At 57.7% G+C, this 26,027-nt stretch carries 24 protein-coding genes; 18 read left to right on the top strand and 6 right to left on the bottom strand.

Annotated elements, in window-relative coordinates:
• The first annotated feature begins 11 nt into the window (after positions 1-11).
• From ubiI to AC6I8D_RS16120, 5 genes are all read left to right on the top strand, one after another.
• A complete protein-coding gene (ubiI, locus tag AC6I8D_RS16140) occupies positions 12-1,214 on the top strand; it encodes an FAD-dependent 2-octaprenylphenol hydroxylase (RefSeq protein ID WP_497820465.1) in 1,203 nt (400 codons plus the stop codon).
• A gap of 437 nt (positions 1,215-1,651) precedes the next feature.
• A complete protein-coding gene (gene gcvT / locus AC6I8D_RS16135; protein WP_312056003.1) occupies positions 1,652-2,749 on the top strand; it encodes a glycine cleavage system aminomethyltransferase GcvT in 1,098 nt (365 codons plus the stop codon).
• Positions 2,750-2,772: 23 nt separating this feature from the next.
• Positions 2,773-3,159 carry a glycine cleavage system protein GcvH gene (gene gcvH / locus AC6I8D_RS16130; protein WP_312056004.1) on the top strand — a complete coding sequence of 129 codons (387 nt, stop codon included), beginning with the start codon at positions 2,773-2,775 and terminating at the stop codon, positions 3,157-3,159.
• Positions 3,160-3,239: 80 nt separating this feature from the next.
• On the top strand, positions 3,240-6,113 hold the full coding sequence (gcvP, locus tag AC6I8D_RS16125; protein ID WP_497820464.1) for an aminomethyl-transferring glycine dehydrogenase: 2,874 nt from the start codon (positions 3,240-3,242) through the stop codon (positions 6,111-6,113).
• A 76-nt stretch (positions 6,114-6,189) separates the two neighbouring features.
• Positions 6,190-6,933 (top strand): SDR family oxidoreductase, encoded by a 744-nt coding sequence (locus AC6I8D_RS16120; RefSeq protein WP_312056006.1) that lies wholly within the window; start codon positions 6,190-6,192, stop codon positions 6,931-6,933.
• 38 nt (positions 6,934-6,971) lie between these two features.
• Here AC6I8D_RS16120 and AC6I8D_RS16115 read toward each other — a convergent pair whose 3' ends face one another.
• Entirely contained in the window at positions 6,972-8,411 is a 1,440-nt protein-coding gene (locus tag AC6I8D_RS16115) for a 6-phospho-beta-glucosidase (protein ID WP_497820463.1), read from the bottom strand.
• A gap of 115 nt (positions 8,412-8,526) precedes the next feature.
• Positions 8,527-9,246: a MurR/RpiR family transcriptional regulator gene (locus tag AC6I8D_RS16110; protein WP_312056008.1), complete on the bottom strand. Its 720-nt coding sequence runs from the start codon at positions 9,244-9,246 to the stop codon at positions 8,527-8,529.
• 167 nt (positions 9,247-9,413) lie between these two features.
• On the opposite strand from AC6I8D_RS16110, the gene trhA reads away from it, so the two are divergent.
• The gene (gene trhA, locus AC6I8D_RS16105; protein ID WP_312758458.1) at positions 9,414-10,067 is read left to right on the top strand and encodes a PAQR family membrane homeostasis protein TrhA; all 654 of its coding nucleotides are present in this window, start codon (positions 9,414-9,416) and stop codon (positions 10,065-10,067) included.
• 49 nt (positions 10,068-10,116) lie between these two features.
• On the opposite strand, the gene tal is transcribed toward trhA, so the two are convergent.
• A complete protein-coding gene (tal, locus tag AC6I8D_RS16100; RefSeq protein WP_312758456.1) occupies positions 10,117-11,067 on the bottom strand; it encodes a transaldolase in 951 nt (316 codons plus the stop codon).
• Between the two features lie 142 nt (positions 11,068-11,209).
• A complete protein-coding gene (gene rpiB, locus AC6I8D_RS16095; RefSeq protein ID WP_312758454.1) occupies positions 11,210-11,668 on the bottom strand; it encodes a ribose 5-phosphate isomerase B in 459 nt (152 codons plus the stop codon).
• Positions 11,669-12,119: 451 nt separating this feature from the next.
• Between rpiB and AC6I8D_RS16090 the strand changes: the two genes are divergently transcribed.
• The 6 genes from AC6I8D_RS16090 (at position 12,120) to AC6I8D_RS16065 (ending at position 18,729) form a co-directional block, all read left to right on the top strand.
• Positions 12,120-13,442 carry an MFS transporter gene (locus tag AC6I8D_RS16090; protein WP_312056042.1) on the top strand — a complete coding sequence of 441 codons (1,323 nt, stop codon included), beginning with the start codon at positions 12,120-12,122 and terminating at the stop codon, positions 13,440-13,442.
• Positions 13,439-15,184 (top strand): dihydroxyacetone kinase family protein, encoded by a 1,746-nt coding sequence (locus AC6I8D_RS16085; RefSeq protein ID WP_497820462.1) that lies wholly within the window; start codon positions 13,439-13,441, stop codon positions 15,182-15,184. The genes AC6I8D_RS16090 and AC6I8D_RS16085 overlap by 4 nt, the downstream gene beginning before the upstream one ends.
• Before the next feature lie 2 nt (positions 15,185-15,186).
• Positions 15,187-15,966, top strand: coding sequence for a triose-phosphate isomerase family protein (locus tag AC6I8D_RS16080; RefSeq protein WP_312056012.1), 780 nt, complete (start codon positions 15,187-15,189; stop codon positions 15,964-15,966).
• Positions 15,963-16,772 carry a sugar phosphate isomerase/epimerase family protein gene (locus AC6I8D_RS16075; protein WP_312056013.1) on the top strand — a complete coding sequence of 270 codons (810 nt, stop codon included), beginning with the start codon at positions 15,963-15,965 and terminating at the stop codon, positions 16,770-16,772. The genes AC6I8D_RS16080 and AC6I8D_RS16075 overlap by 4 nt, the downstream gene beginning before the upstream one ends.
• A 2-nt stretch (positions 16,773-16,774) precedes the next feature.
• Positions 16,775-17,632 (top strand): phosphogluconate dehydrogenase C-terminal domain-containing protein, encoded by an 858-nt coding sequence (locus tag AC6I8D_RS16070; protein ID WP_089561208.1) that lies wholly within the window; start codon positions 16,775-16,777, stop codon positions 17,630-17,632.
• 122 nt (positions 17,633-17,754) lie between these two features.
• The gene (locus AC6I8D_RS16065) at positions 17,755-18,729 is read left to right on the top strand and encodes a sugar-binding transcriptional regulator (protein WP_046289226.1); all 975 of its coding nucleotides are present in this window, start codon (positions 17,755-17,757) and stop codon (positions 18,727-18,729) included.
• A 44-nt stretch (positions 18,730-18,773) separates the two neighbouring features.
• Here the strand turns inward: AC6I8D_RS16065 and ygfZ are convergent, their stop codons facing one another.
• A complete protein-coding gene (gene ygfZ / locus AC6I8D_RS16060; protein WP_497820461.1) occupies positions 18,774-19,760 on the bottom strand; it encodes a tRNA-modifying protein YgfZ in 987 nt (328 codons plus the stop codon).
• 226 nt (positions 19,761-19,986) lie between these two features.
• Here ygfZ and sdhE point away from each other — a divergent pair, with 226 nt between their 5' ends.
• Both sdhE and AC6I8D_RS16050 read left to right on the top strand, forming a co-directional pair.
• Entirely contained in the window at positions 19,987-20,253 is a 267-nt protein-coding gene (gene sdhE, locus AC6I8D_RS16055; protein ID WP_031376214.1) for an FAD assembly factor SdhE, read from the top strand.
• Complete coding sequence (locus AC6I8D_RS16050) at positions 20,228-20,638, top strand: protein YgfX (RefSeq protein WP_312056015.1); 411 nt, start codon at positions 20,228-20,230, stop codon at positions 20,636-20,638. The genes sdhE and AC6I8D_RS16050 overlap by 26 nt, the downstream gene beginning before the upstream one ends.
• A gap of 82 nt (positions 20,639-20,720) precedes the next feature.
• Here the strand turns inward: AC6I8D_RS16050 and fldB are convergent, their stop codons facing one another.
• Positions 20,721-21,239: a flavodoxin FldB gene (gene fldB / locus AC6I8D_RS16045; protein ID WP_031376212.1), complete on the bottom strand. Its 519-nt coding sequence runs from the start codon at positions 21,237-21,239 to the stop codon at positions 20,721-20,723.
• A gap of 102 nt (positions 21,240-21,341) precedes the next feature.
• On the opposite strand from fldB, the gene xerD reads away from it, so the two are divergent.
• The 4 genes from xerD (at position 21,342) to prfB (ending at position 26,027) form a co-directional block, all read left to right on the top strand.
• The gene (gene xerD, locus AC6I8D_RS16040) at positions 21,342-22,235 is read left to right on the top strand and encodes a site-specific tyrosine recombinase XerD (protein WP_312056016.1); all 894 of its coding nucleotides are present in this window, start codon (positions 21,342-21,344) and stop codon (positions 22,233-22,235) included.
• 21 nt (positions 22,236-22,256) lie between these two features.
• Positions 22,257-22,970 (top strand): bifunctional protein-disulfide isomerase/oxidoreductase DsbC, encoded by a 714-nt coding sequence (gene dsbC / locus AC6I8D_RS16035; protein ID WP_497820460.1) that lies wholly within the window; start codon positions 22,257-22,259, stop codon positions 22,968-22,970.
• Between the two features lie 3 nt (positions 22,971-22,973).
• A complete protein-coding gene (gene recJ / locus AC6I8D_RS16030) occupies positions 22,974-24,710 on the top strand; it encodes a single-stranded-DNA-specific exonuclease RecJ (protein ID WP_497820459.1) in 1,737 nt (578 codons plus the stop codon).
• A gap of 218 nt (positions 24,711-24,928) precedes the next feature.
• Positions 24,929-26,027, top strand: a protein-coding gene (prfB, locus tag AC6I8D_RS16025; protein WP_312056019.1) for a peptide chain release factor 2 whose coding sequence is annotated in 2 segments (ribosomal slippage) — positions 24,929-25,003 and positions 25,005-26,027 — 1,098 coding nt in all. Because the reading frame shifts where the segments join, the coding sequence is not laid out codon by codon here.

Here is a 26,027-nt window from a genome sequence, read left to right as displayed (position 1 = left end):
AAGAGGCTTTGATGCAAACTTTTGATGTGGTGATTGCCGGTGGCGGTATGGTCGGACTGGCAGTGGCTTGTGGCCTGCAGGGCAGCGGACTGCGCATCGCGGTACTGGAAAAATCTCCCGAGCCGCCAGTCAGCCTGAGTGATACACCCTCGATTCGCGTCTCGGCTATCAATGCGGCCAGTGAGCGTCTGCTACAGAAGCTGGATGTCTGGTCGACCATTCTCTCGCTGCGTGCCAGTGCGTATCACGGTATGGAAGTGTGGGATAAGGACAGTTTCGGCAGTATCGCCTTTGACGATCGACAGCAGGGGCTGTCTCACCTGGGCCATATTATCGAAAATCCGGTGATTCATCGCGCCCTGTGGCAACGCGCCAGCGCCTGCAGCGACGTGACGCTGATGGCATCCGCCGAGCTGCAGCAGGTGGCGTTTGGCGATAACGAAGCCTTTATTACCCTGCAGGATGGCAATATGTTAACCGCGCGTCTGATGATTGCGGCTGACGGAGCCAACTCCTGGCTGCGTAACAAAGCCGATATCCCGCTGACCTTCTGGGATTACGATCATCACGCGCTGGTCGCTAACGTCCGCACCGGGATGCCGCACGATGCGGTAGCGCGTCAGGTGTTCCATGGCGACGGTATTCTGGCTTTCCTGCCGATGCAGGACCCGCATCTGAGTTCGATTGTCTGGTCGCTGTCACCGCAGGAGGCGAGCCGGCTGGAGAGCATGCCGGAAGCGTTATTCAATCAGCAGCTGTCGGTGGCGTTTGATATGCGGCTCGGCCTGTGCCAGCTGGAAAGCGAGCGTAAATCGTTTCCTCTGACGGCGCGCTATGCGCGTAATTTTGCCGCACATCGTCTGGCGCTGGTCGGGGATGCGGCCCACACCATTCATCCACTGGCAGGGCAGGGCGTAAACCTGGGCTTTATGGACGCGGCGGAACTGATCGGTGAGATTCGCCGACTGCATCAGCAGGGTAAAGATATCGGACAGCACCTCTATCTGCGCCGCTACGAACGCAGCCGCAAGCACAGCGCCGCGCTGATGCTGGCTGGCATGCAGGGCTTCCGCGAGATGTTTGCCGGTAACAACCCGGCCAAAAAACTGCTGCGCGATGTCGGCCTGAAGCTGGCAGACAGCCTGCCGGGCGTTAAACCGCGGATGCTGAAGCAGGCGATGGGCCTGAATGACCTGCCGGCGTGGCTACGCTGAACCCCGATCTGACCCGCTTCTGAGCCAGCATTTGCTGGCTTTTTTTCTGTCTGAAACCCCTCTGCACCATCACAAGGCAGTGCCGCACCACTATCGCCCCTCGTTTGATTTATTCTAATTTTGCCGCTCAATTCGCATTACTTTTTCTTATTTGGTGACTTGTCGGTGACGGCATTTTTTTAACATCCTGAACGGCTTCTCGCATAAATTTGCTGCGTATATTTAACCTCCCTACATTTATTGCGCGATTAATCACAAAATCGCAGTTTTTTATCCTGCCGGTGATTATTCCTGGTTAGGCTGTGCATCAGCTTTCGACCCCGGTTTGCTTATGGTGAATCGTCAGGTTCGGTGGTAACGTCAGCTTAAAGAGAACGTTTGCGTCGGCACGGTTTGCGGCGCGGTTTGGTACTCACTCGCTTCTGCACAGGATGGTTATGACTCAGCAAACACCTCTGTTTGAACAGCATCAGGCCTGCGGCGCTCGCATGGTGGATTTTCATGGCTGGATGATGCCGCTGCACTATGGCTCCCAGATGGATGAGCATCATGCGGTGCGCAATGACGCCGGCATGTTTGATGTCTCCCACATGACCATTGTTGACCTGGAAGGCCCGCGTACCCGCGAATTCCTGCGCTACCTGCTGGCAAATGACGTGGCAAAACTGACTCAGCCCGGCAAGGCGCTCTATACCGGCATGCTGAATGCATCGGGTGGCGTCATTGATGATTTGATTGTTTACTTTATGAGCGAAGACTTTTTCCGGCTGGTGGTGAACTCCGCGACGCGGGAGAAAGACCTCGGCTGGATCGCTGAACATGCGCAGGGCTATGGCATTACGCTCACCGAACGTGACGATCTGGCGCTGATTGCCGTGCAGGGGCCGCAGGCCCAGCAAAAAGCGCAGACGCTGTTCAGCGAGGCACAACGGCAGGCGGTTTCCGGCATGAAGCCGTTCTTCGGCGTGCAGGCGGAGGCGCTGTTTATTGCCACCACCGGCTACACCGGTGAAGCGGGATATGAGATTGCGTTACCGGCAGAAGAGGCGGCCGATTTCTGGCAACGGCTGCTGGCCGCCGGGGTTAAACCTGCCGGTCTCGGTGCACGTGACACGCTGCGGCTGGAAGCCGGCATGAACCTGTACGGTCAGGAGATGGACGAAGGCGTTTCACCGCTGGCTGCCAACATGGGCTGGACGGTGAGCTGGGAACCGGCCGACCGTGACTTTATCGGGCGTGAAGCGCTGACGTTACAGCGCGAACGCGGCACTGAAAAACTGGTCGGGCTGATCCTGACCGAAAAAGGCGTGCTGCGTAACGGCCTGCCCGTGCGCTTTACCGACGATCAGGGCCAGCCACAGGAAGGAATCATCACCAGCGGTTCGTTTTCGCCCACTCTGGGTTACAGCATTGCCCTGGCGCGCGTCCCAGCCAGTATCGGTGACACCGCCATCGTTGAGATCCGTAACCGCCAGATGCCGGTAAAGGTTACCCGACCGATTTTTGTCCGCGCCGGTAAACCGGTCGCCCAGTAAATTTTATTCAGGAGAAATGGCCAATGAGCAATGTGCCGAATACGTTGAAGTACCGCGACAGCCACGAGTGGGTGCGCAAAGAAGAAGATGGTTCTTACACCGTAGGCATCACTGAACACGCGCAGGAATTGCTGGGTGACATGGTATTTGTCGATCTGCCTGAAGTCGGCGCAACCTTTGCTGCCGGTGAAGAGTGTGCGGTCGCCGAATCCGTCAAAGCAGCCTCCGACATCTATGCACCGATCAGCGGTGAGATTGTTGCGGTCAACGAGCTTCTGTCCGATTCGCCAGAGCAGGTCAACAGCGAACCTTATGGCGGCGGCTGGTTATTCAAAATCAAAGCCAGCGACGAGTCTGAAATTGACACGTTGCTGGATGCGGACGCTTACAAAGCCTCTATCGACGAGTAATCGTCAGGCGGCCTCGCGCAGAGGCCGCAGATTTCTGTTTGCACTTTCTGTTCCCCAGCCCGATTCAGGATTTACTGCTAATGACCCAGACTCTCAGCCAGCTTGAACACAACGGTGCATTCATTGAGCGCCATATCGGTCCTTCACCCGAGCAGCAAGCGATGATGCTTGAGGCGATTGGTGCCCCCTCGCTGGAGGCGTTAATCGGCACCATTGTCCCGGCCGACATTCAGTTGCCCGGCCCGCCAGCGGTAGGTGAAGCGGCGACGGAACAACAGGCGCTGGCTGAACTGAAAGCGATTGCCAGCCAGAATCTGCGTTATAAATCCTGGATCGGGATGGGATATAGTGCGGTGATCACCCCTCCGGTTATCCTGCGCAATATGCTGGAAAATCCAGGCTGGTACACCGCGTATACTCCCTATCAGCCGGAAGTCTCGCAGGGACGGCTGGAGGCGTTATTAAACTTCCAGCAGGTGACCCTCGATCTGACCGGTATGGATATCGCCTCGGCCTCGCTGCTGGACGAAGCGACCGCTGCGGCAGAAGCGATGGCGATGGCCAGACGCGTCAGCAAGCTGAAAAGCGCCAACAAATTCTTTATTGCCGATGATATTCATCCGCAAACGCTGGATGTGGTGCGGACCCGCGCCGAAACCTTTGGTTTTGAACTGATTATCGATCGGGCTGAAAAAGCGCAGGATCATGACGATCTGTTTGGCGTGCTGCTGCAACAGGTTGGCACCACCGGTGAAGCGCACGATTACAGCGCGCTGATTGCCACGCTGAAAGCCCGCAAAGTGGTGGTCAGCGTCGCAGCAGATTTCATGTCGCTGGTTCTGCTGGAAGCGCCAGGCAAACAGGGTGCCGACATTGTCTTTGGCTCCGCGCAACGCTTTGGCGTGCCGATGGGGTACGGCGGTCCTCACGCCGCCTTCTTCGCCAGCCGCGATGAGCATAAGCGCTCAATGCCGGGCCGCATCATCGGCGTCTCGCGCGATGCCGCCGGTAATAGCGCGCTGCGCATGGCGATGCAGACCCGTGAACAGCATATTCGCCGTGAAAAGGCCAACTCTAACATCTGCACCTCACAGGTGCTGCTGGCGAATATCGCCGGCCTGTATGCGGTATTCCACGGTCCGGCCGGACTGAAACGCATTGCCTCACGTATTCACCGTTTTACCAACATTCTGGCGGCGGGCCTGAAACAGGGTGGCCTGACGCTGCGTCATCAGCACTGGTTCGATACGCTGACGGTTGAGGTAACAGACAAAGCGGCGGTGCTGAACCGCGCCCAGAGCTTTGGCGTCAACCTGCGAAGCGATATTCACCATGCTGTTGGCATCACGCTGGATGAAACCACCCGCCGTGAAGATATTCTGGCGCTGTTCGCCATTCTGCTGGGCGATGCGCACGGCCTGGATCTGGATAAGCTCGACAGCGAAGTCGCGCTGGAGAGCCAGTCGATTCCCGCCGGTTTGCAGCGCCACAGCGATATTCTGACCCATCCGGTGTTCAACCGTCATCATAGCGAAACAGAGATGATGCGCTACATGCACAGCCTGGAGAAAAAGGATCTGGCGCTGAATCAGGCGATGATCCCTCTGGGCTCCTGCACCATGAAGCTCAATGCTGCGGCAGAAATGATCCCGATTACCTGGCCGGAATTTGCCGAACTGCACCCGTTCTGCCCGGCAGAACAGGCCAGCGGTTATCTGCAGATGATCGGTCAGCTGTCACAGTGGCTGGTGCAGCTCACCGGTTACGACGCGCTTTGCATGCAGCCGAACTCCGGCGCACAGGGCGAATATGCCGGTCTGCTGGCAATTCGTCGTTATCATGAAAGCCGCAATCAGGGCGACCGTCACCTCTGCCTGATCCCCAGCTCGGCGCACGGCACCAATCCGGCGTCGGCCCAGATGGCCGGCATGGATGTGGTGGTGGTGGCCTGTGACAAGCAGGGCAACATCGACCTCGGCGATCTGCGTGAGAAAGCGGCACAGGCGGGCGACAAACTCTCCTGCATCATGGTGACCTATCCGTCAACGCACGGCGTTTATGAAGAGACTATCCGCGAAGTCTGCCAGATTGTGCATCAGTACGGCGGTCAGGTTTACCTCGACGGCGCAAACATGAATGCCCAGGTCGGTATCACCACGCCGGGCTACATTGGCGCGGATGTCTCGCACCTTAACCTGCATAAAACCTTCTGTATCCCGCACGGCGGCGGCGGACCGGGAATGGGGCCGATTGGCGTAAAAGCGCATCTGGCACCGTTTGTTCCAGGCCATAGCGTGGTGCAGATCGATGGCGTATTAACCCAGCAGGGTGCGGTGTCCGCGGCCCCGTTTGGCAGCGCCTCTATTCTGCCGATCAGCTGGATGTATATTCGCATGATGGGAGCAGAAGGGCTGAAGCAGGCCAGCTCAGTGGCGATCCTGAACGCCAACTATATTGCCAGTCGTTTACAGTCGGCCTATCCGGTGCTCTACACCGGCCGTGATGGTCGGGTGGCGCACGAATGTATTCTCGATATCCGGCCACTGAAAGAGCAGACCGGCATCAGCGAACTGGATATTGCCAAACGCCTGATCGACTACGGTTTCCATGCGCCAACCATGTCGTTCCCGGTGGCGGGCACGCTGATGGTGGAGCCGACCGAATCGGAAAGCAAAATCGAGCTGGACCGCTTTATTGATGCGATGCTCTCTATTCGTATGGAGATCGACCGGGTCGCGGCGGGCGAATGGCCACTGGAAGATAACCCGCTGGTGAATGCGCCGCATACCCAGCTGGAAATCGTCAGCGAGTGGACGCATCCTTACAGCCGTGAACTGGCGGTATTCCCGGCGGGCAGTCACAACAAATACTGGCCGACGGTAAAACGTCTGGATGATGTGTTTGGCGATCGCAATCTGTTCTGCTCCTGTGTACCGATGAGCGACTATCAGTAACGCACGCCAACCGTATAGCAGCTAATCAAACCTGAGCAGGGCCGATTCGTCGGCCCTTTTTTTATCTGGAGGCAAAATGAAATTAGCACTGGTTACCGGCGGCAGCCGCGGTATCGGACGCGCCACGGCGTTATTACTGGCCGCCAGAGGGTATCGGGTGGCGGTCAATTATCGCCAGCGCGAGGCTGAAGCACAGCAGGTGGTGAGAGAGATTCAGCAGCAGGGCGGCGAGGCCTTTGCGCTGCAGGCAGATATTGCCGATGAAGCCCAGGTGATGGCGATGTTTGCGCAGCTCGATCAACAGTCAGCGCCGCTGACGCTGCTGGTCAATAACGCCGGAATTCTGTTCCAGCAGTGCCGGGTTGAGCAGCTGGATGCGGCACGCCTGCATAAGGTATTTGCCACCAACGTCATCGGCACCTTTCTCTGCAGCCGCGAAGCAGTAAAACGCATGGGGACCCATCACGGCGGTCAGGGCGGCGCGATTGTTAACGTCTCGTCAGCCGCCGCACGGCTTGGCGCACCGGGAGAGTACGTCGATTACGCCGCCTCTAAAGGGGCGATGGATACGCTGACCAAAGGGTTATCGCTGGAGGTCGCGCAGCAGGGGATTCGGGTAAACGGAGTTCGTCCAGGATTTATTTATACCGAGATGCATGCCGACGGGGGTGAAGCAGACCGGGTTGATCGCCTTGCCGGTGTGATCCCGATGGGCCGCGGCGGGCAGGCAGAGGAGGTGGCGGAAGCGATCGTCTGGCTGGCCAGTGAGGCGGCCTCTTACGTTACCGGCAGCATCATTGATGCCGCCGGCGGACGCTAACCGACAGCGCCGCCGCTTTTCAGCCGCGGCGTCATCCGTTACAGGTTTTCGCCATTGCTGGCGATGACCTGCTGATACCAGTTAAAGCTTTTCTTCTTCGAACGGGAGAAATCGCCGCTGCCGTCGTCGTTTTTATTGACGTGAATAAAGCCGTAACGTTTATCGTACTGGCCGGTGGTAAAGGAGACGCAATCCAGGCAGCCCCATGGCGTGTAGCCCATTAATTCCACGCCGTCGTGCGTTACCGCCTTTTTCATCTCTTCGATGTGGGCGCGCAGATAATCGATACGGTAATCATCTTCAATCACCCCGTCGTCGTTTGGCTTGTCGATCGCGCCAAAGCCATTTTCTACGATAAACAGCGGCTTCTGATAACGCTCATACAGCTCGTTAAGCGCGTAACGCAGGCCGACCGGGTCAATCTGCCAGCCCCAGTCCGATGCTTTAACGTGTGGATTTTTTACCACCCCTTCGAAACCGGTGATCGGATCGTCCACGCCGCTGGCATCGGTCTTCACCGCGTTACTCATGTAGTAGCTGAAACCGACGTAGTCCGCACAGCCTTCACGCAGGGTGTCGGCGTCCTCCGCTTCCATCTCGATCTGATAGCCTTTACGCGCCCACTCTTTCAGCGTGTAGGCCGGATAGTAACCGCGCATCTGCACATCACTGAACACGTAACGCTGATGCATCGCTTCCTGCGCCAGCACCACATCATCAGGATGACAGGAGAATGGGTAGACCGGCACCATGGCGATCATACAGCCGATCCGGAAGTCTGGATTAATGGCATGACCGAGTTTGACCACCTTAGCGCTGGCGACAAACTGGTGGTGCATCACCTGATACATTGCCTGTTCAGGTTTGTCATGCTCGGTAAAGATCACCCCAGAGCAGCAGTAACCAAACAGCGGATATTGCCAGTTACGCTGGTTATTGATCTCATTAAAGGTCATCCAGTATTTCACTTTGTTCTTATAGCGATTCAGCACCACTTCGCTGAAGCGCACAAAGAAATCGACCACTTTGCGGTTGTGCCAGCCGCCGTACTGTTTCACCAGGTGATAGGGCATTTCGAAGTGGGAGAGGGTGATGACCGGTTCAATACCGTACTTCAGCAGTTCATCAAACAGATCGTCGTAGAATTGCAGGCCAGCTTCGTTTGGCTGCTGCTCGTCGCCATTCGGGAAAATGCGGGTCCAGGCAATCGAGGTGCGGAAACATTTGAAGCCCATTTCAGCAAACAGCGCGACATCCTGCTTGTAGTGTGAGTAGAACTCAACGGCCTGATGGTTAGGATAGAAATTGCCGGGCTGGACACCGTCGGTAATTACCCGATCGACGCCGTGTGAACCGCCGGTCAGCACATCAGCGATGCTGACGCCTTTGCCGCCCTGATCCCAGCCGCCTTCAACCTGATGCGCCGCAACCGCACCGCCCCAAAGAAACCCTTTTGGTAACTGCAATTCTGCACTCATGCTTCACCCCATTACGGATATTGAAATTGGAGAGAGTGTAGCAAGGCAATAATGAAAGTCACGATATAACAGCGCGCCAGTAATGTGATCTGTTACAGCAAAAAAACAGGCTGTTTTATTTTCCCAGCTGGCGGCCAATCGCTTCAATAATATAGGTGACCGGCACCTGCGTCGTAATATCTGAATTATCAGCCATCCGAATGATCGGGACGTGATAGCAGAGGCTGAAATCACTCATTTTCGCCAGCGAGCAGCTCTCGGTGTTGGTTATGGCAATGATTTTGCACTTGTTGAGGCTGAACTGGCTGGCAATGCGCAGGATCTCTTCGGTCTCGCCGGAGACGGATAAAATAATCGCAATCGCATTTTCATACAGGTCAGGGCTGACCGGATAATAGGGATCGTCAATCGCATGGCTGAATTTCCCCAGGTTAGAGAAAAAACGGGCGCCATATTTTGCCAGACTGCCTGAGGTGCCGACGCCAATAAAAAACACCCGCTCCGCCCGGTTAATCTTTTGCGCCGCCTGGGCAACGATCTGCTCGAACTCCGCATTATTAATACTTTTAAAAAAGCTCAGCATCTCATTGACGCTGGCGGTATTAACCTGTGGCACAGCCTGCTGCTCGGTTAAGCGCAGCCGGATACGGAATTCCGACCAGCCTTCACAGTGCATCTTGCGACAAAAGCGCAGCACGGTAGTAGTGGAGACCGCAGCCTGCTCGGCCAGCTCGCGAATGGTCATATAGCCGACACGTTCACGATGTTTGATGATGAACTGATAAACCTGCATTTCCAGGTCGTTAAGGCGGGCGAGATCGCGATGCGAAAACATGAGTAACTCATTGTACAGTTGACCAGCCGGCAGTTTACCAGATTCATCGGCTTCTTTGCCCGTTACACGGTCTCACAGATCAATTTCAGCGTACATCTGTACACCGAAACCGATGTTGGCTACTCTGGTTACGGTTTTTTCGTATCGCTTCACTTTCAGGACACCATATGACCACCACGCGTTTACCCACAGCAGGCTACTCACTGGCCGAGGAAATTGCTAATAGCATCAGTCATGGACTGGGCTGTCTGTTTGGCGTTGTCGCACTGGTATTAATGCTCAATCAGGCGAGAGAGACGGGCGCGGATGCCATGGCGATCACCAGCTACAGCCTGTACGGCGGCAGCATGATTTTACTGTTTCTGGCCTCGACGCTCTATCACGCCATTCCCAACGGCCCGGCCAGACCCTGGCTGAAAAAGCTGGATCACTGCGCCATCTACCTGTTGATTGCTGGCACCTATACGCCTTTCCTGCTGGTGGGCCTGAGGTCGCCGCTGGCCTACGGTCTGATGGTAGTGATCTGGAGCCTGGCGCTGGCCGGCATCATCTTTAAGCTGACCATTGCGCACCGCTTCAAAGTGCTGTCACTGGTGACCTATCTCTGCATGGGCTGGTTGTCGCTGATTGTGGTGTATCAGCTGGCGATGACGCTGGCACCCGGCGGTATCTGGCTGCTGGCAATCGGCGGCATCATCTATTCGCTCGGCGTCATTTTTTACGTCGCGCGTCGCATTCCGTTTAACCATGCGATCTGGCACGGATTTGTGCTGGGCGGCTGTGTCTGTCACTTCTGCGCGATTTATTTTTATGTCGGATAGTCGGTATGTCGGGGATAGTCAGGCGGAGCGACTCTCCGCCTGACTGCGATCACAGCTGTGAGGCGAGCATATCTTCCAGCTTCTGCTGATCGAGGGCGAACTGGCGGATGCCTTCTGCCAGTTTATCGACCGCCATCGCATCCTGATTATGCAGCCAGCGAAATTGCGCTTCCGTCAGGGGCGAGGGCCGATTCGCCACCGCCGTCGAAGGCGTTAGCTGGCGCGTCACCGGCACATTACTGTTTTCCAGGTTCTGCAGCAGCTCAGGTGAGATGGTCAGCCGATCGCAACCGGCCAGCGCCAGGATCTGTTCGGTTTTACGAAAGCTGGCTCCCATAATCACCGTCTGATAGCGGTGAGATTTGTAGTAATGGTAAATGTTGCGAACCGACACCACGCCCGGATCGTCCTGCGCTGCGTATTCCGCCTGCGGATTGCGGCTGTGATGCCAGTCAGAGATGCGTCCGACAAACGGCGAAATCAGGAACACTCCTGCTTCGGCACAGGCCTGCGCCTGAGCAAAAGAAAACAGCAGCGTCAGGTTGCACTGAATGCCGTTGCGCTCCAGTGTTTCAGCCGCACGGATCCCTTCCCAGGTTGATGCCAGCTTAATCAGAATACGTGAGCGGTCGATGCCCTGCTGTTCATACATCCGTACCAGCTTTTCAGCCCTGGTGACGCACATGCCGCGGTCAAATGAGAGCCGCGCATCAACTTCGGTCGAAACCCGGCCCGGCACGCTTTTCAGGATCTCCACGCCCAGATTGACCGCCACCCGATCGCAGGCATTGATAATCTGCGTCTGTTTACTGCCGCCCTGCGTTCGGGCGTAATCCAGCGCTTCTTTAATCAGTGGCTGGTAGCGGCTCAGGGTCGCCGCTTTCAGAATCAGTGAGGGATTAGTGGTGGCATCCTGCGGATGATAGCGACGTATCGCCTCGATATCGCCGCTGTCGGCGACCACGGTGGTGTACTGTTTCAACGCCTCTAAGGGGGTCATTTTTCACTCCATATTCAGCTCTGCAGCGCCATGGCGGGCACACTTTTCCCTGCGAAAGCTGCGTCGCATTTCTGCTGGTGTCGGTACAGGGGATCAGGCGAAGCCCTGGCTTGACTGACTTCGCCCGCACAGCAAAGGCGGCTTATTTATTCAGGCTGGCCTGCTCGTAGTACTCAATTTTATCGACTTTAGCGCTTGAGCCGCCGGCTTCAAACTCTGAGGCCAGCCAGGCGTTAACGATAGTTTTCGCCAGCTCCGGACCGACCACGCGTGCGCCCATGGTCATCACCTGCGCATTGTTACTTTTACGGGCGCGCTCAGCAGAGAAGGTGTCATGACACTGGGCCGCGCGAACACCGGGAACTTTGTTGGCGACAATCGCCACCCCGATTCCGGTACCGCACAGCAGAATCCCACGCTCATATTTTCCCTGCTGGATAGCGGTCGCCAGCGCAAACGCCACATCCGGATACATCGGCCGGTCGTTACGGGCGTCATTGCTGTAATCCACCACTTCGTACTGCTTCTCTTCCAGATGACGTTTAATCAGGTTTTTTAGCTCAATCGCCGCATCATCGGCGCCAATCGCGATCGTTTTCATCGTCTTCTCCAGCAAGTTACCCGCTCAGCCCGCCATGCAACAGCAGGCGCAAAAATGTTCAGCATCAGCCTGACATACTTCTGTTCATATGTTCAAGTCTATTTCATTTGTTTGGGCGGGTGATCTGACAGTGAAAAACCGGAAAATGGGGCGCTCACGCCGCACAGCGCGGCAATTTCGGCGGTTTATCTGAAAAGTGCAGCAGTTTTGATTCGTTTGAAGAGGATCACAGATCTCATTGTTGCAGTTGAGTGCTGCGCAATTATACGTGTACTGTTCATTTGTTCGAATAGTGATACCAATGTACAAGAAGACCCATTGAGGACTCGCACATGGATTACCCAGGCTCTGTTTTTTGCACCTGCTTCGACAATGCACCGCGTGCGTTGCCAACACCTGACACTCTCTTTCATCGCGCCCGGACCGGAGGTGCGTCGTGACCCAAACCACAATGACCGCAGTGGAGCAATCCGCGATTCGTAAGATCTCCTGGCGACTGGTGCCGTTCGTCGCCCTGATGTTTTTTATCAACTTCCTCGACCGTACGGCAATTTCGTTCGCCGGGCCGAATGGCATGACGCAGGACCTCGGCCTGACTGCCGTACAGTTCGGCCTCGCCTCCGGTATCTTTTTCATCGGCTATATCCTGCTGGAAGTGCCGAGCAATCTGGCCCTGCATCGCTTTGGCGCCCGCAGATGGCTGGCGCGCATCATGATCAGCTGGGGCATCGTGTCGCTGCTGTTCACCTGGGTCAGCAGCATTAATGGGCTTTATACCCTGCGTCTGCTGCTGGGTATTGCCGAGGCGGGCTTTTTCCCGGGCGCAATCCTCTATCTCAGCATGTGGGTACCGGCGCGCCATCGCAGCAAAATCCTGTCGCTTTTTTACCTGGCTCAGCCGCTGACCGTGGTCTTTGGCGCACCGCTGGCGGCATCGTTCATTGAGCAGCATGGCCTGTTTGGCCTGGCGGGCTGGCGCGTGATGTTCCTCGGCGTCTCCATCCCGGCGATTTTGATCGGCATTGTGGCGCTGTTCTGGCTGGTGGATTCACCGCGTCAGGCGAAATGGCTGACGTCGGAGGAGAAAAACTGGCTGACCCGCGAGCTGGATGCTGAGCATCAGGCCAAGCAGCATACCGGACATCAGGGCGTCCGCAGCATTCTGGGTAATGGTCGGGTCTGGATGCTGTGTCTGATCTACTTCGGCTTTATCTATGGCCTCTACGCGCTGGCTTTCTTCCTGCCGACCATCATCGGCGGTTTCCAGCAGCAGTTCGGCACCACCTTCAATGTAATGCAGAAAGGGTTGATCACCGGCGTGCCTTATCTGATCGCGGCGGTAGTGATGTTCTTCTGGTCCCGTGACGCCTCACGGCGCGGCTGCAAAACCTGGCATATCGCTATCCCGGCGGTGACCGGTGGGATTAGCGTGCCGCTGGCGCTGTTCATGGACTCACCGTTCACCACCATCATGGTGATTGCGATTACCGCCAGCTCGATCTTTGCCGCCTTACCCAATTTCTGGACTTTACCGACTCAGTTTCTGACCGGTGCCTCTGCCGCGGCCGCTATCGCCCTGATCAATACGCTGGGTAATGTCGCGGGCTTCTCGGCGGGCTATATCACTGGCGCGCTGCACGATGCGACCAGCAGTTACACCGTACCGATGTTTGTGGTGGGCGGATTCATGTTGCTGTCAGCCGTGCTGATGCTGTTGCTGAATCGCAGTCGCCAGCAGCAACCGACCTCTCTAGCACAGGAGCAATTACCATGACTTACCTGTTTAACCAACCTTCAGCCTTCGCGGCTGAACTGATCGAAGGCTTTGTGGCCGCCAATGCCGATAAAGTGCGTCAGGTGCCCGGCGGAGTGGTACGCAACACCCGCAGCCAGCCGGGCAGCGTGGCGGTGGTGGTCGGCGGTGGCTCCGGCCACTATCCGGCGTTCGCCGGGTTGGTTGGGCAGGGGCTGGCGCACGGCGCGGCAATGGGCAACCTGTTCGCCTCGCCGTCAGCGCAGCAAATTTATAACGTGGCCCGCGCGGCAAATAATGGCGGCGGCGTATTACTGATGTTCGGCAACTACGCCGGTGACGTGCTGCATTTCGGTCAGGCCTGTGAGCGTCTGCGCGGCGAGGGTATTCCGTGCGACATTCTGGCGGTCACCGACGACATCTCCAGCGCCGGCATCGACGAGATTGAAAAGCGGCGCGGGGTGGCGGGGGATCTGACGGTATTCAAAGTCGCCTGTGCCGCCGCTGAAGCGGGCTATACGCTGGCGGAGGTGCTGCGGGTGGCGCAGCATGCCAACAACCGGACCCGTTCGTTTGGCGTGGCGTTTTCTGGCTGCACCTTACCCGGCGCGTCACACCCGCTGTTTGAAGTTGAAAAAGGGCGGATGGCGCTGGGACTGGGGATTCATGGCGAACCGGGCATTAAAGAAACGGAGGTGCCGACCGCCGATGAGATGGCCGACATTTTTGTCAGCCGGCTGCTCGGTGAGCTGCCGCCGGGCGTCAGCCAGACGGCGGGACAGCGGGTGGCGGTAATTCTTAACGGTCTCGGCACGGTGAAATATGAAGAGTTGTTTGTGGTCTACCGGCGGGTGGCGCAGCTGCTTGAAGCGGCCCGGCTGCAGATCGTCGAACCGGACGTCGGCGAATTCGTCACCAGCTTCAATATGGCCGGTGCCTCACTGACCTTAATGTGGCTGGATGATGAGCTGGAAACCTTCTGGCGCGCCCCGGCGAATGCGCCGGCCTATCGAAAAGGCAGCGTTATCGTGGCCGAACCGCTGGGTCAGGACGCCATGCAGGAACAGACAGAAGAGAGCTTGCCCGTCGCCAGCGCCGCCTCGCAGCAGAGCGCCCAACAGGTACTGCAACTGCTTGAGGCGGTGGCCGCGATGCTGCAACGCAACGCCGAAAAACTGGGTGATATTGATGCAGTCGCCGGCGATGGCGATCACGGCATTGGCATGGAACGCGGCGTGCTGGGCGCGGTGGAAAAGGCGCGTGAAGTTGCGGCCCGGGGCGCCGGTGCCGGCACGCTATTATGCCGTGCTGCTGATGCCTGGGCAGACAAAGCGGGCGGTACCTCTGGCGCACTGTGGGGCGTGGCGCTGACCGCCATCGGAACCGCCATCGGTGATAACCAGACGCCGGACGCCGTGCGAATCGCCAACGGCGTGCGGCAGGCGCAGGAAGGAATTCAGCATTTTGGTAAAGCCCAGGTCGGTGACAAGACCATGGTTGATGTGCTGGTGCCGTTCAGCGACAGCCTGAATGCAGCCGTCGCGCGCGGTGCCTCGCTGACAGAGGCCTGGCATCAGGCCGCACGCGTGGCTGACCAGGCGGCGCAGGCCACGGCGCAACTGCTGCCCAAAATGGGCCGCGCCCGTCCGCTGGCCGAAAAAAGCCTCGGCACGCCCGATGCAGGCGCGATTTCGCTGGCAATGATTGTCAATACCGTGGCTGATTTGTTGAAAGATCACGCAACCGCTGAGCAGGGAGCCTGAGCATGACGCAACCTGCTTTGTGGCTGGGTGTCAGCCTGAAAATGTACTTCGGCTACCAGCAAACCCTCGACTGGTGCCACGACGTTGCCGCGCTGGCGCGTCGGCATCCGGCGATTCAGCGCGGCGATATCGGACTGTTTGTCCTGCCCGCCTATCCGGCGATTCCGGCGGCTGCCGCTATTTTTGCCGATACCCCGGTACGCATTGGCGGCCAGGATGTTTGCCAGGCTGAAAACGGCGCCTGGACCGGCGAAGTCAGTGCCAGCATGTTGCAGGAACTCGGCTGCAGCCTGGCTGAAATTGGTCACGCCGAACGCCGCCGCTATTTTCATGAAGACGCCGCGCAGATAGCCGCCAAGGTGGCGATGTCGCTCCGACACGGCCTGACGCCGGTGTTGTGCATTGGTGAAACCCAACAGGGTGAACCTTCGCAGGCGATCGCCCTGTGCCAGCAGCAGCTGGCCGAGGCGCTGTCGCTGGCGCAGCAGCAGGGTCTGACCGGTAGGCTATTTTTCGCCTGGGAACCGCAATGGGCGATAGGCGCACCGCAACCGGCTCCGGAACACTATATCCGCGCGGTCTGCGAAGGGCTACGCGAGCTGCCGACGCCCACGGGTATTACCCTGCAGGTGATTTACGGTGGCAGCGCCGGTCCGGGTTTGATTCAGCGCCTTGGCGGAACGGTTGATGGCCTGTTCCTCGGCCGCTTTGCCCATGATCCGGCCGCGCTGGCGCAGATTATCGATGAGGCCAGCGCGCTGCTGGCGGAGCGTCACCCATGAGCCAGATCGGACTTAGCACCTATGCCTTTTTCTGGCGCATGTCAGACCGGGTACCGCAGCCGCTGACGCTGGAGCAGATGCTGGAACAGACCGCCGCGCTGGATTTGTCGCTGTTTCAGATTTGTGATTATCCGGCGATTGAGAGCTGGTCTGATGCTGACCTGCAACGGTTGCGTCAGCAGGCTGATGCGCTGGGCATCACGCTGGAGCTGGGGACGCGCGGGCTGGACACCGCCCATCTGCAACGTTATCTGCAACTGGCCCAGCTGCTCGACGCGCAGGTGGTGCGCTCCATGTTCTATACCGCCACTCATCGGCCGTCGCTGGAGCAAGCGGCGCAGCTGATCGCCCGCGTGCTGCCTGACTATGAGCGTCAGCAGGTGAGACTATGTCTTGAAACCTACGAACAGGTCAAAACTGCCGACCTGATGACAGTAATTAACCGCTTTTCATCGCCGTGGCTGGCGGTCTGTCTCGATCCGGCCAACTGCGTTGCCGGGCTGGAGTTACCTGAACAGGTCATCGCGCAGACTGCGGCGCGGGTCGGCAATCTTCACATCAAAGATTTTGCCTTTACCCGGCGTGACGGCTGGGTTGGCTTCACCTATGCCGGTTGCCCGATGGGCGAAGGCTTGCTGGATTATGACCAGATGATCGCCAGCGTGCGCCCGGCCGAAAAAGGCATTAACCAGATTATTGAACACTGGTTGCCGTGGCAGGAAGACGCCGCCACCACCTGTCAGCGTGAGGCCGAATGGACAGCGCGCAGCGTGGAATTCTTACGTAGTAAACAACATCGGGAGTAATAATAATGAATCAACTGAAAACCCTTACTGTGATTGGTGCCGGCGGCAAAATGGGCATGCGCATTTCAGCCAACTTCCAGAAAAGTGATTACCAGGTTTTTTACTGCGAGAATTCGCCCGCTGCGCAGCAGCAGGTTACTCAACAGGGGCGTGAGCTTTCGGATGCCGATTCGGTGGTGCCGTTAAGCGACGTCGTCATTCTGGCGGTGCCGGACATTGTGCTGGGTAAGGTCTCTGAAGCGGTCGTGCCGCAGATGAAGCCAGGCGCTGTACTGTTAACGCTCGATCCGGCGGCCGCTTATGCCAACCTGATCTTCCAGCGTGACGATATCGACTATGCGGTGGCGCATCCGTGTCACCCGTCCGTCTTCCTTGAGCGCTACACCAAAGAAGAGCACGCCGACGCGTTTGGCGGAATTGCAGCTATTCAGCATGTGGCCGCCGCCTGGGAAGCGGGCAGTGATGCGCAGCGCGACGAACTCAGCAAGGTTATCCGCGTGATGTATGGTCCGGTGGAGCAGGTGCACTGGGTGACCGTAACGCAGCTAGCCTACCTTGAGCCGACGCTGGTGGAGACCGTTGCCTGCATGGTCGGGGCCTTTATGAAAGAGGCGCTGGACGAAACGGTTAAGCACAGTGGCGTACCGGAAGAGGCCGCAAAGGCGATGCTCTACGGACATATTCAGATTGCGCTGGCGGTAGCCTTCCGTGCCACCAACCCGTTCTCTGATGCCTGCATGATCGCCATGGAGTATGGTCGTGAGAAGATTGTGAAGCCTGACTGGAAGCAGATTTTCGAGCAGAAAGAGCTGGATATTGTGATTGCCCGCATGCTGAAAATCGACGCGATTCGTCGCTAATCTGTGACACTGCTAGCGGCTCGCCGCGTCAATGCCTGGCGAGGTGAGCCGTATCAATGGTATAAATTCCCTCCTGAAACGCCTGTGCTTAGTCAGGTAACTCACTGCGAGACAGATAACGCATGGAAAAACACACGCTTTCTCAGGACTCCGAACTGCTGACCGAAATCGCAGTCGCCTATTATCAGGACGAAATTACCCAGGAAGAGATTGCGCGTAAGTTTGGCATTTCACGCATCAAAGTCGGACGGCTGCTGAAGCGCGCCAGGGAAGAGGGCATTGTTGAAATTAACGTGCGTTACCATCCGGTGTTCAGCACCCGTCTTGAGCAACAGCTGCTTGACCGTTTCCCCCACTTACAGCGCGCGCTGATCGCCCTCGACCTGCAGGACAATGATGAGCAGCGGCGTCAGGTGGCGGCGCTGGTCTCTTCCTGGCTGGAACAATCGCTTAAAGAGAATTCGGTGGTGGCGGTCGGGCAAGGGCGCAACGTGGCGGCGGTCGCCGATCATCCGGGCCAGGTGCCGACGCGTAACTGTCACTTTATCAGCGGCATCGGCGGCACGCACCGCCCCGGTGATGCGATCAATGCCGACCATATCAGCCGTCGTCTGGCGAAGAAATTTGGTGGCATCAGCGAAACGCTCTACGCCCCGGCTTATGTTGAAGATCGGGCGCTGAAAGAGGCGTTTATGCAAAACGGCACCATTAAAGAGACGCTGGATCGGGCGCGCAAAGCCGACTTTGCCCTGGTCGGCATTGGCGACATGAATGAAAACAGCTATATGGTGAAATTAGGCTGGTTTACGCCGCATGAAATTATCGACGCCAGTCTGAATCAGGGCGTGACGGGCGATATTGCCGGCTATGATTTTTTCAATTCGCAGGGACAGCACGTCGATACCGTAATGAACGATCGGGTGATTGGTCTGAGCATTGATGAGCTGCGCAAGATCCCCTGCGTTATCGCCATCGCCTCAGAGAACACCAAAGCAATGGCGATTCTCGGTGCGTTGCGTACCGGTGCCATCGACATTATCGCCACCACGGCGCAAAACATCCGCACTCTGCTGAACATGACGCAGAAAACGGAGTAATCGCCGGGCAGGCACGCAGCTTATGCGGCTGCGTGCCTGAGTGGTTACTCTTCCTGCAGCGAGTAGGGCAGCGGCTGAATCGTCAGCTGTCCGCCTTCATCACCCTCAACCCGCAGCACGCTATCCGGCTCCAGATCGTTATTCATCACCACCTGCACCCAACTGACACCGTCATCCAGCTGCACTGCCGCCAGCACGCTGCCGGTACGACGCCAGCGCTCACCCATCCGGAGTTCCAGCGCCGTATTTGCCGCTGGCAGATGGCTGGCCTGGCCCGCCAGCCAGTAGAGCGCGCGTTTGTTCGCACCACGGTATTTGGCCCGCGCCACCATCTCCTGACCGGTGTAGCAGCCTTTTTTAAAGCTAATGGCGTCCAGCGCCTGCAGGTTAGTGGCCTGCGGAATAAACTGCACGCTGGTGGCGGGATCAATCACCGGAATGCCGGCTTCAATGTCCAGCGCCAGCCACTGCTGACTGTCATTTAACCGGGCATCATCCGCCAGTTTCTGCTGCAGTGATTCGGCCTGGGCCAGCGAGGTAACGATCAGGAAACGCTCTGCCGGATGCGCAAACCACAGCAGCGTGGTTTCGCCCTGCTGCACCACCGGGGTTTCGCTGTCGGGCAGCTGTTCAAACAGGTTGGCCAGCGCGGCGCGTGCCTGAAAACCAGCCACGCCCAGTAACACTGCCTCATCGTCGGCCGCCAGCGTCACTTTAGAGAACACCGCATATTTCTTTAATTCGCTCAGCTGGGTGTCGCGCAGTTCACGACGAACCAGGTAGGCGTAGCCTTCGCCACGATGGAACAGACGCAGGTTGCTCCACATCTTGCCTTTGGCATCACAGTGGGCGGCGGGCAGATGGTGCGCCGCATCCAGCGCGGCGACGTCCAGCGTCAGCTGACCCTGCAGATAGGCGGTGCTGTCGGGACCGAAGACGGAAACCAGCGCCCAGGCATCCAGTGAAATCAGCGTTAACGGCAGACGGGACGAGGCTGCAGGCTGGCGCGGCGGTAAGGTAAAGGTTGGCATGGAGATATCCTGAGTATGAGGGTTCATCCGAAACAATATCTTCAATATTAAAAGAGCCGACCGGCAATGCAACCTGTTTACCGATAACGGCGCACAAATCGCGTGATAACCCTGAAAAAATGCGGTTTGCTTTGCGGCAGATTGCACAGTATGTTGCGCTGCGCCTGCAGCCCGCCACAATCCAGGTTACACTAGCCGCCAGGTTGTGAACTGTGGAAACTGACGCATGGATATCAATGATAAATCACGTATTCAGTGGGCCTGCCGCCGCGGCATGCTGGAGCTGGATGTGGCTATTATGCCGTTCTTTAAATATGAATATGACAGCCTGAATGACACCGATAAGCAGGTGTTTATCGCGCTGCTGAAGAGTGACGATCCCGACCTGTTTAACTGGTTGATGAACCACGGTGAACCCAGCGATCCTGAGCTGAAGCGGATGGTTAACCTGATTCAGCAGCGCAATCGTGAACGCGGCCCCGTGGCAATGTAAGCTGCGGCCATCCCGTCTGGCGCGCGGCCTGCTGGGCGTCTGGCTGGGGGTGACGGTAACGGCGGTACTGCTGCTGACGCTGCCGGTCAGCGGATGGCTGATGAAACTGGCGATGATCGGACTGCTGCTGGCCGAAGGCTGGCGTAATCATCGACGGCTCCTTCAGCGGCGCGGTTCGCTGCAACGGGAAAGTGCGCAAATCTGGTGCTGGCAGGGCGCACGCTGGCGGCCGACTCAGCCGCTGCGCTGGTTGCCGTTTGGCGTGCTGCTGGTGGCGAAAAGCGAGCAGGGTAAGACGCTGCGCTGGTGGCTGATGAAAGACAATATGCAGCCTGGCGAATGGCGGGCGTTACGCGCCTGCTGCTTCAGCGAGGCGCATCACTGATGGCAATACGAAGAGCACTCGTTACGGCATCCGGCTAAGGCGTCAGGGCGAAAGCCGCCTGCCGGACCACGCCATTTAGCGATCACAGCAGTTCGGCGGTTTCCGTTAATACCTGCTCGCACCACTGCTCGACGCGCTCGTCGGTCACCTCAAACTGATTCACATCATCGAGCGCCAGACCGACAAACTGCTTCCCATCGGCACTGAGCGGTTTCGGGCTGGTGAACTCATACCCTTCCAGCGGCCAGTAACCGACAAAACGCACCCCCATCGGCTGCAATAGCTCATGCAGCATACCGAGCGCATCCAGGAACCATTCACCGTAGCCAATCTGATCGCCCATGCCGTACAGCGCCACAATCTTATTGCGCAGATTCAGGGTCGACAGCTGCGGCCAGATCGCTTCCCAGTCTTCCTGCAGCTCGCCAAAATCCCAGGTCGGGATGCCCATGATCAGCAGATCGTACTGTTCCATCAGGCGCGGATCGTCATCTTTGACGTTGTGCAGGGTGACCAGCTCTTCGCCAATAAAATCGCGAATTTTCTCCGCTACGATTTCGGTGTAACAGGTACTGGAACCGTAAAAAAGACCGATTTTCATGCAGATAACACTCTGTAAATACTGACTTTGGCGCAATTGTACCAGAAGCGCCGTTGAATCAGGCATAATGAGCATGATTTTACAGCGAACGGCGGGGATAACGTGCAGGACAGCGATCTGACAGAACAGTTTCTCGATGCGCTCTGGATTGAACGCAATCTGGCGCAGAATACACTCTCCTCCTATCGCCAGGATCTCCAGACGCTGACCAGCTGGCTGGCGCATCATAACCTGACGCTGCTCAGCGTGATGCCGCTGGATCTGCAGCAGTTTCTGGCCGAGCGGCTGGAGGGCGGCTACAAGGCGACCAGTTCAGCCCGGCTGCTGAGCGCCATGCGCCGCCTGTTTCAATATCTCTATCGCGAGAAGCTGCGCGCGGACGATCCCAGTGCGCTGTTATCGGCACCAAAACTGCCGCAGCGGCTGCCGAAAGATCTCAGTGAAGCGCAGGTTGAACGGCTGCTGCAGGCACCGAATATCGACATCCCGCTTGAGCTACGCGACAAAGCGATGCTGGAGTTACTCTACGCCACCGGTTTGCGTGTTTCTGAGCTGGTCGGCCTGACGCTGAGTGACATCAGCCTGCGCCAGGGTGTGGTGCGGGTGATCGGCAAAGGCGATAAAGAGCGACTTGTGCCGTTAGGTGAAGAAGCGGTTTACTGGCTGGAATATTATCTGGAGCATGGGCGTCCGTGGTTGCTTAACGGACAGACGCTGGATGTGATGTTCCCGAGCAACCGGGCGCAGCAGATGACGCGGCAGACCTTCTGGCACCGCATCAAGCATTACGCCACGCTGGCCGGCATCGACAGTGAAAAATTGTCGCCCCATGTGATGCGCCATGCGTTTGCTACTCATCTGCTGAACCACGGAGCCGATCTGCGTGTCGTACAGATGTTGCTGGGACACAGCGATCTCTCCACCACCCAAATTTATACGCATGTCGCCACTGAGCGCCTGCGTCAGTTGCATCAACAACATCATCCGCGGGCCTGATCTGCGGAAATAAGGAAAGAGATGAACAAGCATTTTGCCATGCTGGCGCTGTTAGCCAGCGCCTTTTCCGGCCTGGCGCAGGCCGATGACAGCGCCATTCAGCAATCCCTGAAAAAGCTCGGCTTAAATCAGACTGAGATTACCGCATCACCGCTGCCGGGCTTTAAAACCGTGCTGTCGGAAAGCGGCGTGCTTTACGTGACCGATGATGGCAAACACATGATTCAGGGCCCGCTGTATGACGTCAGCGGCGCACAACCGGTCAACGTAACCAACAAGCTGCTCGATAAAAAAGTCGAGGCGCTGGTGCCGGAAATGATCGTCTACAAAGCGCCAAAAGAGCAGCATGTGGTGACGGTGTTTACCGACATTACCTGTGGCTACTGCCACAAGTTGCATGAGCAGATGGCCGATTACAATGCGCTGGGTATCACCGTGCGCTACCTGGCGTTCCCGCGTGAAGGATTGCATGGCCAGATTGAAGGCGCGATGAAAGCGATCTGGTGCAGCGCCGATCGTAATAAAGCCTTTGACGACGCGATGAAGGGCGATGCGCCAAAAATGTCTGCACCAGATAGCTGCAAAATCAATATTGCACAACACTACCAGCTCGGGGTGCTGTTTGGCATTCAGGGCACGCCAGCCATCCTGACCGACAGCGGCATGATGATTCCGGGCTATCAGGGTCCGCAGGAGCTGAAGCAGGTGCTGGATAATCAAAAGCGTGGTGGTTAATCGGTGGTAAAAAACGAAGTGGAACTGCGTCGCCGCGAGGTGATGGTTGAGGATGCGCTGCCGGCAACCCTGCCGCCGCTGCTGAAACGTCTTTATCTGCAGCGCGGGGTGCGTGACGCGGCTGAGCTGGAGCGCGGCGCGAAAAACCTGCTGCCGTTCCAGGCGCTGAGCGGCATCGATAACGCGGTGGCGTTGCTGCATCAGGCGCTGCTTGATGGCCGTCGCATTATGGTGGTGGGCGATTTTGATGCCGATGGTGCCACCAGTACCGCGCTGACGGTGATGGCGCTGCGCAGCATGGGCGGCAGCAACGTGCAGTATCTGGTGCCGAACCGCTTTGACGATGGCTATGGCCTCAGCCCGGAAGTGGTTGAGCAGGCGCGCGCGCGCGGTGCGGCGATGATCCTGACGGTGGATAACGGGATTTCATCGCATGCCGGTGTGGAGTGTGCGCACCAGCACGGTATTCCGGTGCTGATCACCGATCACCATCTGCCGGGCGAAACCCTGCCGGCGGCGGAAGCGATCGTTAATCCCAACCTGGCGGACTGCAATTTTCCTTCCCGCGCGCTGGCCGGTGTCGGCGTCGCGTTTTATCTGATGCTGGCGCTGCGTGCCTTTCTACGCACGCAGGGCTGGTTCGGCACCACCCGCAGCGAACCTAATCTGGCTGAACTGCTGGATCTGGTGGCGCTCGGCACGGTAGCCGATGTGGTGCCGCTCGACGTCAATAACCGCATTCTGGTGTGGCAGGGACTAAGCCGGATTCGCGCCGGTAAATGCCGTCCCGGTATTCGTGCGCTGCTGGAGATCGCTAACCGCGATGCGCGCCAGCTGGCGGCCAGCGATCTCGGCTTTGCGCTTGGCCCCCGGCTCAATGCGGCAGGGCGGCTGGATGATATGTCGGTCGGCGTGGCGTTACTGATGACTGAGGATCTCAGCCAGGCGCGGATGCTGGCCAGCGAGCTGGATGCGCTCAACCAGACGCGCAAAGAGATTGAGCAGGGCATGCAGAGCGAAGCGCTGGCGCTGTGTCAGGCGCTGGAACGTGAGCAGAGCGACCTGCCGCTGGGGCTGGCGTTTTATCATCCGGAGTGGCATCAGGGCGTGGTCGGGATTCTGGCTTCGCGACTGAAAGAGCGTTTCCATCGCCCGGTGATTGCCTTTGCACCGGCCGGAGACGGCACGCTGAAAGGCTCCGGCCGCTCGATTGCCGGTCTGCATCTGCGCGATGCGCTGGAGCGGCTCGATACCCTTAATCCGGGCCTGATGCTGAAGTTTGGCGGCCATGCGATGGCGGCGGGACTGTCGCTGGAAACCGCACGCTATGAGGAGTTCCGCCAGCGTTTTGCCGAACTGGTCGGCGAATGGCTGGATGGCGAATCGCTACAGGGCATCATCTGGTCCGATGGCGCGCTGCAGCCACAGGAATTTTCCCTGCAGACCGCAGAGATGCTGCGTGAAGCGGGTCCGTGGGGCCAGGCGTTCCCGGAGCCAGCGTTCGACGGCAAATTTAAGCTGTTGCAGCAGCGGCTGGTCGGCGAGCGGCACCTGAAAGTAATGGTGGAACCGCTGGGCGGCGGCCCGCTGATCGATGGCATCGCCTTCAATGTCGACACCACGCTGTGGCCCGACACCAGCGTGCGTCAGGTTGAGCTGGCCTACAAACTGGATATCAATGAGTATCGCGGTAACCGCTCGGTGCAGCTGATCATTGATCATCTCTGGCCAATAAACTGACCACTGGCGGTGGTTGCACATCAGCTGTGTGCGGCCGACCGCCTGGCTCAGGGCCGCCTTCTTTTCTTCACGCCAGTCTCCACGTGAAACACCCCTCGCCACGCGGTTAATCGATCGCCGCGCCACCACCGCATCAGCGCTACAAACTGTCGTCAGTTTCGGGTAAACTTATGCGTTAATTTTCCTGTCCCATCGAACGCTAAAAAGACGCTAAAGCCATGTTTGAAATCAACCCGGTCAAAAACCGTATTCAGGACCTCAGTGAGCGCAGCGACGTTCTTCGGGGGTATCTTTGACTACGATGCCAAGAAAGAACGCCTCGAAGAAGTAAACGCCGAGCTGGAACAGCCAGACGTGTGGAACGAACCGGAACGCGCCCAGGCACTGGGCAAAGAGCGCTCCTCGCTTGAAGCGATTGTTGACACTCTCGATCAGATGACGCAAGGCCTGGAAGATGTCCAGGGTCTGCTGGAGCTGGCAGTCGAAGCGGACGACGAAGAGACGTTCAACGAAGCGGTGGCCGAGCTGGATGTCCTCGAAAGCAAACTGGGCGAGCTCGAATTCCGCCGCATGTTCTCCGGTGAGTACGACAGCGCCGACTGCTATATCGATCTGCAGGCGGGCTCCGGCGGTACCGAAGCGCAGGACTGGGCCAGCATGCTGATGCGTATGTATCTGCGTTGGGCTGAAGCTCGCGGCTTCAAAACTGAAATTATTGAAGAGTCTGAAGGCGAAGTAGCGGGTATTAAATCCGTGACCATTCGCGTGTCAGGCGACTACGCCTTTGGCTGGTTGCGTACCGAAACCGGCGTGCATCGCCTGGTGCGTAAGAGCCCGTTCGACTCCGGCGGTCGTCGTCATACCTCCTTCAGCTCAGCCTTTATCTATCCGGAAGTGGATGACGATATTGATATCGACATCAATCCGGCCGATCTGCGCATTGACGTCTATCGCGCCTCCGGTGCCGGCGGCCAGCACGTTAACCGGACGGAATCCGCGGTACGTATTACCCATATTCCAACCGGTACCGTGACCCAGTGTCAGAACGACCGTTCCCAGCACAAGAACAAAGATCAAGCGATGAAGCAAATGAAGGCGAAGCTGTACGAGCTTGAGATGCAAAAGAAAAATGCTGAGAAACAGGCGCTGGAGGACAACAAGTCCGACATCGGCTGGGGCAGCCAGATTCGTTCTTACGTGCTCGATGATTCGCGCATTAAAGATCTGCGTACCGGTGTGGAAACGCGCAACACCCAGGCGGTGCTGGACGGCGATCTGGATCGATTCATTGAAGCTAGTTTAAAAGCAGGGTTATAA

The organism is Pantoea sp. X-Soil-MYKO-1785, from assembly GCF_059730675.1.
The sequence above is the reverse complement of the archived record's forward strand: the minus strand, read 5'-3'. Positions and strand labels throughout refer to the sequence as shown.